This window comes from Bradyrhizobium sp. 186 (genome assembly GCF_023101685.1).
Lineage (GTDB): Bacteria > Pseudomonadota > Alphaproteobacteria > Rhizobiales > Xanthobacteraceae > Bradyrhizobium.
In genome coordinates, this window is sequence record NZ_CP082164.1 from 1,615,962 (window position 1) to 1,629,458 (window position 13,497).

A 13,497-nucleotide genomic window follows, 5' to 3' on the forward strand; every position below is an offset into this window, starting at 1 on the left:
GCAACTTACTCTCGTTCGCCCGGATCAGCGGGTCGGCGCAAAGACAACAGCAAGCTGGCGACTTGCCAGGACGTCGCCAGCTTGGTGCGCAGGCGTGCCTCAAGCGGCATCTGGCCGAGCTTGTCGGACATCATGAGAGCCGCCCCGGGATCATCAAACGCACACGACAACAGCACCGTCATTGGGAAGTCGACCTTGATCCCGATCGAGGCCGGCGCTTTGCAGTTCATGACCAAGCCGATGGCGGCTTCAGCGTCGCCCGAAGTGGCACGCTGCCACTCCGGGATCGTCGACGTGGTAGCCCGAACAAACGTGATGACCTCGGTCTTCGTCGCGTCGTCGAACGTCTCGGCCGAAATGGTCCGCCAGTAGCGAAGGACGCTGGGCCACGACTCGCCCATGGCTTCGTCACCGCGTCCGCAGTCATCATTGTCAATCTCGCGCAAAGGTAGCCTCCATCGTTCACGCTAGGCGAGGCCTGCGCGGCGGGTCGGTGTTGTCGTCGTCGTCATTGCTCGTGGATCAGTCTCCGAAGATCCACGGCGGGCCATGCCATGCCTCGCCGGGCCACGCACCGGCACGGGGAGCTATTCGAGCGAAACTTCCTCCACCTGGAAGCGCCCGTATTCGGGGGTAAAGTCGCCGAGGCCAAACAAACCGGCCATGCGATAGAATCCGACGATGTCGTTGCGGTCGAGCAGCGAGGGCAGATAAGTGCCGTGCACGACGGCGCTCCAGCCGTCGAAGATCGGGCGGGTCCTGACAGTGAGCGTGCCCCGGCTTCGGATCCGGACCACGGCACGGTGCCGGAAGCGCTCTTCGGCCCAGAGCTCAGCGGCGGTCTTGGGACCATCGAACTGCAGCAGAGCGGCGCCATCGGCGCGGAAAGCAGCCTTGGTCGTCTCGCCCATGTTGGACTTCTTCGCACCATCTACGCAGACGCTCTTGATCATATTCTGCGGCAGGCAGGGCGCTCCGTGATGCAGGTACAACGAACCGTGGAATTCCAGCTCTGCAATCCGCAGGTGATCAGCCTCGGTCTTCAGGCGCTTCGACGTCACCGCGTCCAACGCCTTCGCGTAGTGGTCGAGCGGGTCACCGAGACGGGAGTTGCGCATAAGCATCGGGCCGACACCGACCAGACACAGGGAAATGTGCTCAATGCTCATCAGGCGATCTCCAAAGCCAGGCGGTAGTCGAAAAGCGGAGGCGGCGACGCCACCGGCACGTAGTTCGGCGGCAACACGGGGGAACGGGCGTACTTGCGCGCGCGCTCCATGCAGGTCACGTGCAGGTGGCAATCGTGGCAGAGCGTGGTGAGATCCTCGGCAAGCTCGCAGCGGAAATTGCGGTAGGTGCGATGATGGACCTCGAGCCGCGTCTCCGTGCCAGAGGCGAAGCACAGCCGGCAGCGGTGGCCGGCAGCACGGAGCTCGGCCAGGCGAGCCGGACTGGTTTGCCAGGCGACGCTGCTGATGTAGCGTCCGTAATCGTCCGAGTCGCGGCGAGCGGCCGCAGAAGGGTTGGGAGAGAACGCGGGAATGGCGTACGCGGTGAGGAAGCGTGGGCAGTCGATCAGACAATCACAGGGCTGACCGGTAGCATCGGGAAACGTCATTGGGTCCTCTGGGCTTCGATCGTTTCTGCGTTCGCTGGAATAATGTCAGCGATCTAGGTCCAAGAGTCAACGGTTCGCTGGAAAAATTCCTGCAAAGCTATGATATGGTTAATAAAGTCTCACCCATCCAAGATATTTGGCCTTCGCCTCGTCTCATTCGTGCGGGGCGCGCGTTGGCGGGTGTCGACCAAGCGACGTTAGCTTTGGAGGCGGGCGTGACCCGGCAGGCGGTCAGCGTTATCGAGACGGACGAGAGCGAAAAGATGGATCCTCGCCGCCGAAAGATTCTTGAAGCGATGCAACGAGTGCTGGAAGACAAGTACGGCATTGAATTCTTCGCGGCATCCCAGAATTCTGGCGAAGGCGTCCGTTTCCGGAAGTAGCAGCGAGCCGGAACCGCCAAAAAGGCCGCGTTTATCCCGTTCGAAAGGATGATCAGCGATGAGCCGCACGGTGCTGGTTGTGGATGATGATGCCAGCGTGCTCGAGGAATTGCCGGCATGCTGAAGGATCTCGGCTACCAAGTAATCAGCGCTGAAAGCGGCCAGGAAGCTCTCGATCAACTGAGGCGGAAATCGATACTTAGACCTCGCGTCGCTACGTCGCCGAGAGCGGGTCATCCGTCTGATAGTTCGAATGAGAACTCCGTCCACGTGCAATCTCCTCGAAAATCGAGCGTTGCACTTGGACGGTGTAGCCGTCTGGCGGGGAGTCTGTGTTTCCCCTTGGTCTTAACTTAGGCCTTGCAAGAAGTTCCGGCAAAGCTGGATTCGCAAGGTAAGGACTTCGGTCGGCTGGTTCGCCTTTCCCGGAGTCCTCGCCGGTGTCGAAGACTTATTGAATCGTTTGCCCCGAAGGCGACTTCGTCGCTGCCTAAGATCGCGACCTTTCGTGACTGGCTGCTCGCGGAGGCCTCGAACGACCTACACCAGCTCAAATCGTTTACCGGAACGTCGAAGACGAAGCGGCGGTAATAACCAAACTGTTTGTACTTGCCCAATTGTCGCTTGGGAGGCCTTCCTGGCTGGTGAACCACCGGAAGTGCGTTGACGCTCGGTGCGGTTTTAACCCCACGACCGGAACAGAAGGCCCCATACTTTTGTTCAATGGTCCGGAGTCCAACTAAGGAGAAGGGCTATGATCGCTAACAGACTTATGATCTTTGGCGCGGTGCTGGCCTTCAGCGCCACCTCCGCGTATGCCGGTCCCTGCAACACGGCGAGCCGCGATGCAGGATCAGGGAATGTTCCGGGCTATACCGGACAAACCACTGGTTCTACAGCAGCTGATTCCAAGCAGCATCCGCCGACGTCTTCGATGAGCAAAGCCACAGAGCGTAGCGCAACGTCGTCGGAAGACGCGCAGCGCCAGATGCAGAGCCAGCCGACCGCTGCCGAGCAATCAACGGCGGCAAAGCCCGCACCGTCCGAGCAGCCACCGGACAGGACGGCAGGCACCGTCGAGCAGACCCGTCCTGCGCCCACCGAACAATCAAAGAAGGCGACGGCCGGTGCGGCCGAGCCCGCGCCGTCCGAGCAGAAGGTGGCGGCCGGTCAGGACTGCTAGAGCGGGGAATAGTCCCAAGGGCCCCCACATCGAGGGCCGGCCGAACGCCTAGGCCCTCGATTGGCCGCCGCTAAAGACGGCGCATAACAATTCGACAAATTTCATGTACTTGAGACAAAGAGGTTATCTGGACCGGTGCCGATTTCTTCCGTCCCCGAGCTGAATAACGCAGGTGTTGTCGCCAGTGGGTTTTGATCTAGTAAGGTCGAAAATGCTTTGTCTTTCAATGAGGGTTGACTGACACTCTCTCCGCCACACTGCTTCTCCATCGTGCCCGACCACTAGAACCGACAGCAACGCAATGCATGGCGCGACAGCAGCTGCTGCGCATTGTTCCGTGATGTTACCCGCGAGATCACGAAAAGATTTCCTGCAGGCCCATCCTCCCGTGTAGAGCCCGACGAGGACGATCAGGGCCGCCGACACGTAGGGCGTGCGATGGGCAACGCGGCTGGAACCGCACGAACGTGCCGCAGGCCGAGCGCAGCCAAACCGCGGCCGACCGAAACTATCAAGTGGACTTTTCAGCGGGGATTCGATCGAGGCGTAATCGATGTCGATGATCGGTTAGTAGGCGAGCTCCTCCCATCACTGCGGCCAGCGTTCCCAATCCTGTCCCGCCGGCGATCAAGAACATGATCAAAAGCTGGTATTTAACCGCGTCTATCGGCTCGACGCCTGCAAGGATTTGACCGGTCATCATCCCCGGAAGGGAGACAAGACCGATCGCAGCCATCGCATTGATCGTTGGCATCAGCCCGCTCCGCATTGCGTCCCTCAGCACCGGCAGCAGAGCCTGGTACCGGGTGCCGCCAAGCGCAAGGCAAGCTTCTACGGCCGCCTTTTCACGCACCAAGCCGTTTGTCAGCACGTCCAAGCCCAGGCTTATACCCGTCATGGTGTTGCCCAGGATCATGCCCAACAAAGGCAGCGCATACCGTGGGTGATACCAGGGATCCGGACGTAGCTCCGTCAGGAGCGCAAACATCGTAACGATGCCGGCGGCGAGTAGCGTGCATCCCGCGCCCAAGCCGTAGCTCCAAATGCCTGCTAGGCGCCGCTTCTGTCGCGCGACGATCTCCCGTGAGGCGAAGAGAACCATGATGAAGGCCGCGAGCGCGGTCCAGAGCGGCGACACCGCGGCAAACAGGAACGTCAGTACGTATCCAACGAGCACCAGTTGAAGCACCATCCGCACAGTCGCGATGGCCAGCTGTCTTTCAAGCTTTAGGCGGAGAACAAGCGAGAGAGCACCGTCCATGACAACAAGAAGCGCGGGCAGGATCAAATCACCGTATGCCAGTTGGATGTAAGTCACGGCCGATTTTCCTTGATGCCACCATCAGCGCTCATCACAAGGATCCTCGATCCGACGCGGCGCGCCTGGGCGGTATCGTGAGTACTCCAAACGACGCTCGTTCCATTCGAAACCCGTTCAGCGATCAAGGACTCCGCGGCAGCAGCGGATGCGGAGTCAAGCGCCGAGGTTGGCTCGTCCAGCAGAAGCACCCGCGATTGCAACATGAGTGCCCGTGCAAGCCCCAAACGTTGTCTCTCGCCGGTCGAAAGTCTTTGAATCGACCAAGCTCCGCAGTTGGGCGGCAGCCCCAACCGTGTGACCAGTGGTAAGGCATCATCCCAGCCCGTGAAGTGCTCCTGCACGATGTCGGACCACCAGCCAGGCTCGGCGGCGAGGTAGGTCACTCGCTTTCGCCAGGCGGGGGCGGGCATCGCCTCCCTGAGCGTTCCATCCAGCTTTACCGTTCCCTGGTTGGGATCGAGATCCGCGATGGAGCGCAGCAGCTGGGTCTTCCCGACCCCAGAGGGCCCTTGCAGGGCGACGCATTCGCCGTCCTGCAAGTCGAATGACACGGAAATGTGCAGGCGCTTGAGCCCGTTCACCGTCAGCATGGTGTCAAGGCTTGCCCTGCAGCCGATCGAAAACCCGCGTGGCGATCTCTGCCGGCGCCTCGGCCGGGTAAGGATGCACCGAGCTGACATTGATTTCGCCAAGTACGTAGCTGTCGGCTCCATCGGCCAGGACCGGACCGAGCATGAAGTCGGCGTCCCAGATCATAGGCAAATCATGTCGCGGAATATCCAACAACGACATGAGCTGTGGCGTCCACTCCTCTTCCATCAACCGACGCAGCCGCTGGAAGCGCGGGTCTGCGTTGGATGTGTACAGCCGTGGTCCGGCCTCGGAACGTGCGGCGGGCGAGTCGACCAGGACCTTGACTTTGTGATGACCGAAGCCGGCGCAGCGATCGCCCGCCATATAGCAGCGCACGACGCCTTCGCTTAGGCGAGGCTGGTAGGGCTGATCGACGACGCCGCCGTCCTCGAAATACTCCACGCAGCGATGGAGGAAAGCATCCAGGGTCAGGTCCTCGGACGCGTCCTTGGTCGCGTCCAGCACCCTTATCATGGTCATGGCGGAATTCGGCAGCCTCTCGACTTTCCAGACGCCTTGGCCACCGTTGCCGCGATTGCGCTTGATCACGCGCGGACCGGAGGCCAACCGTGCCGGCAGCTCGGCGCGCATCGCCTCGGCGGTCTGATACAGCGCCGTATCGCTTCCCCAGCCCATCGAGCGGGTGCGATAGAGTACCTCCTTGGTGCCCATCTTGAGGATGACGTCCGGATGAGTGCTGACCCACACGCCCCGCGCCGCGACGTCGCGCAGCATGGCGTCCAGACCGGCGCGACTTCGGCCGTCTTGAATTGGATTGACCCAGACGAGCACACCGTCGACCGCGAGCAATTGTTCGCGGATCTCCTCGGCAAAGCTTTCATCATAGATCGCGGGGCTTGCCTTGATGCCGAGGGCGGCGAGCGCTTCGAAAACCTGCACGAAGCGGCTGTTCTGCGGCGTTGCATTCCGTCGCGCGGCAGCGTCGCCTCGCGAGAGAATGGCCACGGAGTGTATGGAAGGGGACCGACGTTCGTTATCCATGCGCGAGCTCCACTTGGTGCGTGCTGCGCAGAGCTTGGACCGAAGTCTCACGGGGAGTCTGCCCATCCCCTTGGAAACATTTTACGGAGATGGTTCTGACGTTTCAAGCCGGCGTTAATCGCCAGCGCCGTCGGATTGTGAACCATGACCAGGCTGACGAACCGGGACAAAGGAGAGAGATTGCCGATGCACATCGAGAGGAAGCCCCGAAGGAGGGTCGCGCGGCCTCCTTCAGCTTCTCGCTCTGTACTTCAAAGGTAACGCCGCGCTCGGCGCCGCTAACAGCGCCTCGATAGCTACTGGCGATCCCGGTTCTCTGGACGGGCGCGCCAGTCTCGGCCGACCGTCTGACGGCTGTCGTCGGGTGCTGCCTGACCGCTGTGGTCGTTCTCGCCGCCTTGGGCTTTCCAGTCGCGTCCGATCTTGACGTCTTCTGCGCGGCTGCGATCCTGCTCGCGCGATTGCTCCGACTGCTGAGGCGGCTGTGCCTCCTGGACACGCGTCGACTGCGCTTGGGCGCCGGCTCCGCCGAATGCGAAAACCACCACGAAAGCGGAAAAAGCAGCAAGCAATGGAGAACTTTTCATGGAGCGTCTCCCTTCCTCATCAGAACTCTGCAGCAATCAACTCGCCGGAACGCGCATTGTTCGTAACGCGAGCACGTTTTCGCCCGCGCCGCGGCTACGCCCCGTGCACGAGCAAGGCGACTGGCCCGCCGTGGCCGGTAAAGGCTGGCAGAAAGTAGATTTCCTCCGCGATCGACCGCCAGAGGGCATTCTTCCGCACGTTACCTCCACGATTACCTGGTACACTCATTTGTAAGACTTCATTAGGCTCCTAGATTAGGCTCTTAGTCATCTCGTTTGGTGCGATCCTTCGCCGAACATCCGCAACGGGAAGCCGAACGTTAGGCCGGCGCGTATTTCATTCACCGGATGGCCATTCGTGAGGGCATGACGGAGCCCGACGTCAAAACTCAGATTGTCACGGACACGCCAAATGAGACCAATCAATCCCGATATCGTTTCCGACTGACCAAATTCATTCTCGTAAAAAACCTCCGCGACCGGTCGGACATCCCATTTCGATGGTCCTTCGATAATGGCTCCGATAAACACATCACCGTGATGTTCGCGGGTCAGTGCGACCTCACCGTTCAAGTGGATCGTTCCCCAATCCCATCGCTGTGATACGATGCCGGCGAGACTAGCGCCGACGCCCGAATTGCCGGTGCTGTCCGGAAGCAGAACGCCAAATTCGGTCGCAACGCTCGGGCCGCTCTTGTCCTGCAGGCTGCCGGGCTGGATGACATGTTTGAGGAATGCTCCCGCCGCCGTCAGGCTGGTTGGGCCTGAGGGCGAGAGCGATGTCTGGCCCTGGCCTTCGAACACGGCCTCCCAGCCCTCACTCAACCCGAAATTAAGGACCGTTGCCGGCGCGATGAGGGTCGTTGTCCCTTCCTCGCGTAAACGTCCGGCGGGCCTTTCAATTACCCACAATTTCTGCACCGACTATGGCCCCCAGCGCGATGTCGGTCAGGCGCGATAGCCCGCGCCACATGACCGTGTTGCCGGGCGGAGGATCGTGGGCGCGGGCGAGATAGCCGCCGAGCCTGGCGATCTTGGCCAGGTAATGTGAGAGGGTTTTCCGTCGAGCTTGCGGTTTGTCATTCACGAGTCGATCGAGCAGGGCGATTTCAGTTGCGGTCAACGCAAGAGTCGGTAGCGCCCCTGGAGCTGCGCGATTGAGCATCGTCATCCAGAAGACCCGCCAACTGAGGATGCAAAAGACAGAGATCAGGTTGGTCAGACGCTGGGCGGTCCGGAGCTTCGATTCCTCAGCTTTGCAGCCCGATTTGAGGATCTTGTGGAAGACTTCGATTTTCCATCTTAAGGCATACCATTCGAGTTTCTCGATTGCGTCGGCGCGTGAGCCCACAGGCAGATCTGTAATCAGCTTCCACTCGATCTTCTTTCTGTTCTTCGGCGTTACGCGCTCTTCGGCATGGATCACCGTCAAGATCAGCGCAGGATAGCGCTTCTGCTTCCCAATTGGCGGCAGGACGCGAATCTTGCGATATCTGATCTCAAGGACGGCTTCATCGGGATCGCCGTTGTTGTTTCTGACGTCGATGCGATGCAGTCCTTTGACGGCGACCTCGTCCATTTCGTCGGCGATCGTGTGATCCCCATCCCCAGCCAAGCGATTAACGCAAGTCCTGATCACGAAATGCGTTCCAGCTTCGCGAGCCGCGCAGAACAGCTCATAGATGTCGCTCTCGCGATCACCGATATGGATGCATCGTCCCGGATCGCGCAGCAGCTCTGTGGATTGCCGGACATTATCCAGCCATCGGACGCTCTCCTTCTTCTCGATGGGAACGCGCGTCGGGTTGATCTTCTTTTTAAGCGCGGCAGTCCCCTTGAATTTCTTTCGGGTCCAGAATTTGACGGCCGTCAGTCCAAGCGGCAGCCCCTCGGTCGTTACCGCCAGGCTCGAGTGCATCAGGATGCCGCAAACCGTGTGCGATCTCAGGCGGCCGGCCTTGTCCCGGCCGCTGTTTATGCTCTTGGTGATCCCGATCGCGTCTGAGTCCTCCCTTCGATAGCTGAACTCGGTTGTATCATGGAGCACCAGAACAGCACCGCCTGTGGCAATCGTGCGCTCACGCGTCGATTGAAAGTGGCCTGCCAGAATGTCCGCCTCACTGACCCGGTCGTTGGAGAAAAAACGATAGGCAGCCTTTGTGTTGGCCCAATCCTGGCAAACCAGCGGAATGCTTTCTCCCATGGCGCTCCCGATCTGCGCCACCAGTTTGCGGAGCCGCTTGTTCAGGCGCTCGTCGGCAAGGCTGCAGCCCGCGAGCTCACGATCAAACCATGCGCCTGCTTCTCCGTCCATTGGCACCACCCCCGCGAATCGGTGCCAGACAAGGAATCACGGTCGATTCCTGCGATGCAACAGTTTATGCGCTCCCTCAGCCCACTCGGCTAAATGTGGGTAATTGAAAGCCGGCGGGCTGGAGTTCAACTTCCAATTCGCCGGGAGCGGCCACAGCAGCGTCGGTCCCGTCAAACGGGCGATAGGCTAGGGCGGGGGTTGACCATGTGGTAACGCTGACAACGACGGCTGATCCCGCAGCGATCCAGCTGGATGGTCGGTGTTTTGAGGATTCTCGGAATGCGGACATATGCTCGTCTCGCGGCGATCAAACTAAGGAACTGGCCGAAACACCCAAACCGCCGGCGCTTCTGGGCCTGCGCGGGCAGCGACCAGCAGACGATCCAATTCGGGCACAAACAGCGATGTGCGCGCGCCCGAAATCGTCGGCATGCGGGCAATTCGGCGATATCCGGTGCCGTCCGGCTCCAAAACGTCTAGGAACCCGGCGCCGCAGCTGATGTAAACGCGGTCGCGTTTCGCATCTACGAACACGTCGTCGGCATCGCCGCAGGTCTCCATAGAAGAAGTGAGCTTGCCGTCCGCCGCGGAGAAAACGCCAAGCTCCGCGGGAGCCCGAAAGATCACAAGAACGCTGTGGCGGGCCCGATCCAGCGCCATGGGGAAATTCGCCCCGCGATTGCGTATCGACCATTCTCCGATTTGCTTGTGCGAGACGCGATCCACCACGGCGATACCGTGCGCATCGGGCACGTTAACGAAGATGTGGCCGGTGTCCGGATCGATCTGGAAGGATTCGGGGTGCGCCTTCAGCGGGACATCACCGATCTTGCTTCGGGTCGCGGGATCGATCTCGGCCAACGCTCCGCTGCCGTATCCGATGAACACACGATTGGTCGCCGCATCGATGCGGATATTGTCTGCGTCGTCTCCAAGCTCAATTTGTCCGATGGGCTTGTAGCTATTTCCATCAAATAGCCGCACAGAGCCGTCTCCGGCATTGGCCACATAGAGAGTGTCGCTCGAAGGTTCGTAGCCGACGCCCTGAGGTTCCTTCAAACCAGAAATCCGGCTGATCACGTTGCGACTCGCGAGATCGACAATTGCAACGCTGTCGTTGCCCAGTTCGGCGATGAAGAGACGTTTCCGCTTCAAGTCGATCGCCATGTGGTCGATGCGGCCATGCACGTCGCCCAATGGAAGCTTGGTCTCGAGCTGGAGTGGACTTGCGTCAGCACACAGGGCTGGTGGTGGCAAACCAAAGATGTTGGCCAGCGCAACCAGGACGCCGGCCAACTCCGGTACCATTTTCTGTAGTGGATGAAGCGTGGCCATATCATCCCCCGAGACGAACGATACCACACCTAGAGATGCGCTATCGGGTGGAGCGTTGCTAGTCCAAAGGCTGCTCAACCGTCTTGAACTGTTCACCATCAAGGAGAACGATTGATGCCACGGGATGTCCGTCTTTCAGACTGGGCATCACGCTTATTGCACGGGCTTTTGCGGCTGGCGCCGTGGCCTTGTCGACCGCCTCCTTCAACGACCTGTTTGCCTTCGCCATTGTGGCGCTCTGCGAATTCGCCGCCTTGAGGTCGTCTCCCTCCGTAATCGGTTCGATCCGCAGAATCTGACCAGTCACGTGGTTCACCAGGGCCTCGAAGAACTTGCCGTCTTTTGCGCTATAGACCGAGAGCTGGAGTTTGCCGTCCTCGACCTCGAATTTGGCTGAAATGGGCTGACCGCCTTGTTCGCTGGCGGCGAGCCCTTGTTGCAGATTGATCTTCGCTGGATCCAGTAGCTTGATCAGCGCCTCCTGGCCTTCGTCATCATCGTCCGCCAGGATTGCGCTATGGTTGGCGAATCCTATCAAGGCGGCGACTCCGAGAACCGATGCGCCGGCCGTCATTAGCATCATTTTTCTTCGGGTCATCTTGATCTCCATCGGTGGGTAGTGTCGCCCCCAGAAGTTCGCTCTACGTCAGCTAGTGGACCATCACCCAGGTTGGCTGCAGCAGCGGGAACGCAATCAAGCCGAGGGCACCCGTCGCGGCGATGAGCAGCGGGTTACTGACTTTCCAGCGAAACAGGATGGCGAGCGAGGCCACCCCGATCAGAGCCGTGAGCCAGTCGCCGATCGCAATGCGTCCCAGCAGGATGCAGGCGCCCAGGATGGTTCCGATCGCCGCCGCGTAGGCTCCCTTGACGAACCCCTGAACGTTTGGGTTGCCGCGATGACGCGCGAGCAGGGGGGCCGCGATCAGTACGAGGAGAAATGACGGCAGGAAAATCCCGACGGTGGAGACCACTGAACCCCAAAATCCGGCGACGAGGTAACCGACAAAGGTTGCGGTGATCACGACCGGCCCGGGACTGATCATCCCGATCGCCACTGCGATCAGAAACTGCCGCTGATCCAGCCAGCCGAATTGCTGCACAAGTCCTTGTTCGAGGAACGGGACGATCACGAGGCCGCTACCAAAGGTGAGCGAGCCGGCCTTGAGGAAGAACAGCAAAAGTTTCCCCAGAATCGAGCCCGAAGAAGTCGGTGCGAGCTGTGCCAGAACTGGCGCCACCGTTACCGAGAGTGCAGGCGGCGTTCGCTTGAACAGGCTGCCGTAATACAGAATGCCGACAATGCCCGCGCCGATGAACAGCAGTGCCACCTCGGCCTGCAGAATGACGGTGACCACAAGGCAAACCGCTGCGATCGACCATTGCAGCCAGTCTTCCATGCCGAGCTTGGCAAGCCGGTAGCAGGAATGCAGGATTAGTGCGATCACAGCCGGGCTGACGCCATAAAAAATGGCGGTTACCGGCTGGAGGTCGCCCAAATAGACATAGAGGGCACCCAGCGCAGCCACGATGACGAAGTTCGGAAGGATGAAAGCCCAGCCACCGGCCCAGGCGCCCCAGAAACCGCAGCGCAGATAGGCGACGTAGATGCCGACCTGGATCGCGAGCGGGCCGGGGAGCGACTGGCAAATCGCGATCGCCTCACGCATTTGGTCCTTCGTGAGCCATTTCTTTTCATCGACCAGCTCGCGCTCCATTTGGCCGACCAGCGCGACGGGACCGCCGAAACCGAGAAACCCAAGCCGCAGGAAGTAGCGTACCAACTCGCCGATGTGCCCGTGTGGAATTATGGTCGATGTCGTCATGTCATGCCCCGCCATTGATATCTCGAACAGCAATGCTGCCGCCGGCAGTTGCTAGAACTGGCTGTTTAATGCTGACCGGCAGTGGTCGTGGCCGCTCAAATCTGCCAACGAGCGGCAGCACCACCAGGAAATGCAGGAAATAGTAGGCGGCACCGAGTCGGCTGAGGACCAACCACATTCCTTGCGGAGGGTTACCGCCCGCGAAAACGAGAAGAACGCAGTCAACCACCAGGATCCAGAAAAACACGCGGAAGACCGGTCTGAAGCGGGCCGAGCGAACCGGGCTGGGATCGAGCCATGGCACCACGAACAGCACCAGAATGGATCCGGCCATCGCAGCTACGCCAAGAAGCTTGTTCGGAACTGATTTCAGGATCGCGTAATACGGCAGTAGGTACCATTCGGGCACGATTTCCGGCGGGGTCACGCCGGGATTGGCGGGGATCGAATTGTCGGGATTAAGCAAAGCGCCCGGCTCATAGAAAACGAACCAGCCGAACACCAGCAGGAAGACCGCGAGTCCTAGCAGGTCTTTGACTGTGTAATAGGGATGGAAGGCAAGCGTGTCCTCCGGATTCTTGGCCTCGATGCCGTCCGGGTTGTTGGAGCCGAACCGGTGCAGCGCGACGAGGTGCAGGAGCACAACCGCGACGATTACGAACGGCAGCAGGTAGTGCAGGGCGTAAAACCGATTGAGGGTGGCATTGCCGACCCCAAACCCGCCCAGCAGCCAGGTGACGATGCCGTCACCGACGAGCGGGATGGCGGAGAAAAGATTGGTAATGACGGTGGCGCCCCAAAAACTCATCTGGCCCCAGGGTAATGTGTACCCGAAGAATGCGGTCGCCATCATCAAGAGCAAGATCGCGACGCCCATTATCCAGAGCAGCTCGCGCGGCGCCTTGTAAGACCCGTAATAAAGCCCGCGAAATATGTGGATGTACACCGCAGCGAAGAACATCGATGCGCCGGTGGTATGCAGATATCGGATCAGCCAGCCATAATTCACGTCACGCATGATGTGCTCAACGGAATTGAAAGCACCGTTAACCGTCGGCGTGTAGTTCATCGCCAGTGCGATGCCGGTCGCGATCATGATCAGCAGCACGATGCCCGCCAGCGATCCGAAATTCCAAAGATAGTTCAAATTCCTTGGCGCCGGATAATCGTGCAGTTCATGGCGCAGAAAAGTGAAGATCGGCAGCCGACAATCGATCCAGCGAACGACTGGATTCGAAAACTCTGAAGTGCTTCCGGGGTGATCATCGATGCCTTGCGTTGTCATTTACAGGTCC

Annotated in this window: 15 protein-coding genes and 1 pseudogene; 2 read left to right on the forward strand and 14 right to left on the reverse strand. The window is 59.9% G+C overall.

Annotated features, from left to right (window positions below; translation table 11 throughout):
- Window positions 1-5: 5 nt before the first annotated feature.
- The 3 genes from IVB18_RS07515 to IVB18_RS07525 form a co-directional block, all read right to left on the reverse strand.
- Entirely contained in the window at window positions 6-446 is a 441-nt protein-coding gene (locus IVB18_RS07515) for a hypothetical protein (protein WP_247988571.1), read from the reverse strand.
- Between the two features lie 141 nt (window positions 447-587).
- Window positions 588-1,169 (reverse strand): hypothetical protein, encoded by a 582-nt coding sequence (locus tag IVB18_RS07520; RefSeq protein ID WP_247988572.1) that lies wholly within the window; start codon window positions 1,167-1,169, stop codon window positions 588-590.
- On the reverse strand, window positions 1,169-1,618 hold the full coding sequence (locus IVB18_RS07525) for a hypothetical protein (protein ID WP_247988573.1): 450 nt from the start codon (window positions 1,616-1,618) through the stop codon (window positions 1,169-1,171). The genes IVB18_RS07520 and IVB18_RS07525 overlap by 1 nt, the downstream gene beginning before the upstream one ends.
- On the opposite strand from IVB18_RS07525, the gene IVB18_RS07530 reads away from it, so the two are divergent.
- Together IVB18_RS07530 and IVB18_RS07535 are read left to right on the forward strand one after the other, a co-directional pair.
- On the forward strand, window positions 1,618-2,001 hold the full coding sequence (locus IVB18_RS07530; RefSeq protein ID WP_247988574.1) for a hypothetical protein: 384 nt from the start codon (window positions 1,618-1,620) through the stop codon (window positions 1,999-2,001). The two genes, IVB18_RS07525 and IVB18_RS07530, sit on opposite strands and share 1 nt — an antisense overlap.
- A gap of 934 nt (window positions 2,002-2,935) precedes the next feature.
- Window positions 2,936-3,184, forward strand: coding sequence for a hypothetical protein (locus IVB18_RS07535; protein ID WP_247988575.1), 249 nt, complete (start codon window positions 2,936-2,938; stop codon window positions 3,182-3,184).
- A gap of 378 nt (window positions 3,185-3,562) precedes the next feature.
- Here the strand turns inward: IVB18_RS07535 and IVB18_RS07540 are convergent.
- The 11 genes and pseudogenes from IVB18_RS07540 to IVB18_RS07590 all read right to left on the reverse strand — a co-directional run.
- Window positions 3,563-3,696 (reverse strand): annotated as a pseudogene (locus IVB18_RS07540) (nickel/cobalt efflux protein RcnA); the annotation flags it as partial.
- Complete coding sequence (gene fetB / locus IVB18_RS07545) at window positions 3,696-4,502, reverse strand: iron export ABC transporter permease subunit FetB (RefSeq protein ID WP_247988576.1); 807 nt, start codon at window positions 4,500-4,502, stop codon at window positions 3,696-3,698. The gene fetB and the pseudogene IVB18_RS07540, both read right to left, overlap by 1 nt.
- On the reverse strand, window positions 4,499-5,095 hold the full coding sequence (locus tag IVB18_RS07550) for an ABC transporter ATP-binding protein (protein WP_247988577.1): 597 nt from the start codon (window positions 5,093-5,095) through the stop codon (window positions 4,499-4,501). Before IVB18_RS07550 ends, fetB begins: the two co-directional genes overlap by 4 nt.
- A gap of 4 nt (window positions 5,096-5,099) precedes the next feature.
- Window positions 5,100-6,140: a Cj0069 family protein gene (locus IVB18_RS07555; protein WP_247988578.1), complete on the reverse strand. Its 1,041-nt coding sequence runs from the start codon at window positions 6,138-6,140 to the stop codon at window positions 5,100-5,102.
- A 296-nt stretch (window positions 6,141-6,436) separates the two neighbouring features.
- Window positions 6,437-6,727 carry a hypothetical protein gene (locus tag IVB18_RS07560; protein WP_247988579.1) on the reverse strand — a complete coding sequence of 97 codons (291 nt, stop codon included), beginning with the start codon at window positions 6,725-6,727 and terminating at the stop codon, window positions 6,437-6,439.
- A 267-nt stretch (window positions 6,728-6,994) separates the two neighbouring features.
- Window positions 6,995-7,648, reverse strand: coding sequence for a hypothetical protein (locus IVB18_RS07565; protein WP_247988580.1), 654 nt, complete (start codon window positions 7,646-7,648; stop codon window positions 6,995-6,997).
- Window positions 7,626-9,041, reverse strand: a complete 1,416-nt coding sequence (locus tag IVB18_RS07570; protein ID WP_247983252.1) for an IS4 family transposase — start codon at window positions 9,039-9,041, stop codon at window positions 7,626-7,628. Before IVB18_RS07570 ends, IVB18_RS07565 begins: the two co-directional genes overlap by 23 nt.
- A gap of 312 nt (window positions 9,042-9,353) precedes the next feature.
- Window positions 9,354-10,376 (reverse strand): hypothetical protein, encoded by a 1,023-nt coding sequence (locus tag IVB18_RS07575; RefSeq protein ID WP_247988581.1) that lies wholly within the window; start codon window positions 10,374-10,376, stop codon window positions 9,354-9,356.
- A gap of 58 nt (window positions 10,377-10,434) precedes the next feature.
- Window positions 10,435-10,974, reverse strand: coding sequence for a PepSY domain-containing protein (locus tag IVB18_RS07580; RefSeq protein ID WP_247988582.1), 540 nt, complete (start codon window positions 10,972-10,974; stop codon window positions 10,435-10,437).
- A 52-nt stretch (window positions 10,975-11,026) separates the two neighbouring features.
- Window positions 11,027-12,217: a chromate efflux transporter gene (gene chrA, locus IVB18_RS07585; RefSeq protein WP_346732615.1), complete on the reverse strand. Its 1,191-nt coding sequence runs from the start codon at window positions 12,215-12,217 to the stop codon at window positions 11,027-11,029.
- Complete coding sequence (locus IVB18_RS07590) at window positions 12,204-13,487, reverse strand: cytochrome b N-terminal domain-containing protein (protein WP_247988584.1); 1,284 nt, start codon at window positions 13,485-13,487, stop codon at window positions 12,204-12,206. Before IVB18_RS07590 ends, chrA begins: the two co-directional genes overlap by 14 nt.
- Between the last annotated feature and the right edge of the window lie 10 nt (window positions 13,488-13,497).

Excerpts from the sequence above, each read along its gene's own strand:
- IVB18_RS07520 (WP_247988572.1), bottom strand. The coding sequence starts at position 1,169 with ATGAGCATTGAGCACATTTCCCTGTGTCTGGTCGGTGTCGGCCCGATG.
- IVB18_RS07525 (WP_247988573.1), bottom strand. The coding sequence starts at position 1,618 with ATGACGTTTCCCGATGCTACCGGTCAGCCCTGTGATTGTCTGATCGAC.
- IVB18_RS07535 (WP_247988575.1), top strand. The coding sequence starts at position 2,936 with ATGAGCAAAGCCACAGAGCGTAGCGCAACGTCGTCGGAAGACGCGCAG.
- IVB18_RS07550 (WP_247988577.1), bottom strand. The coding sequence starts at position 5,095 with ATGCTGACGGTGAACGGGCTCAAGCGCCTGCACATTTCCGTGTCATTC.
- IVB18_RS07555 (WP_247988578.1), bottom strand. The coding sequence starts at position 6,140 with ATGGATAACGAACGTCGGTCCCCTTCCATACACTCCGTGGCCATTCTC.
- IVB18_RS07560 (WP_247988579.1), bottom strand. The coding sequence starts at position 6,727 with ATGAAAAGTTCTCCATTGCTTGCTGCTTTTTCCGCTTTCGTGGTGGTT.
- IVB18_RS07570 (WP_247983252.1), bottom strand. The coding sequence starts at position 9,041 with ATGGACGGAGAAGCAGGCGCATGGTTTGATCGTGAGCTCGCGGGCTGC.
- IVB18_RS07575 (WP_247988581.1), bottom strand. The coding sequence starts at position 10,376 with ATGGCCACGCTTCATCCACTACAGAAAATGGTACCGGAGTTGGCCGGC.
- IVB18_RS07580 (WP_247988582.1), bottom strand. The coding sequence starts at position 10,974 with ATGACCCGAAGAAAAATGATGCTAATGACGGCCGGCGCATCGGTTCTC.
- chrA (WP_346732615.1), bottom strand. The coding sequence starts at position 12,217 with ATGGCGGGGCATGACATGACGACATCGACCATAATTCCACACGGGCAC.
- IVB18_RS07590 (WP_247988584.1), bottom strand. The coding sequence starts at position 13,487 with ATGACAACGCAAGGCATCGATGATCACCCCGGAAGCACTTCAGAGTTT.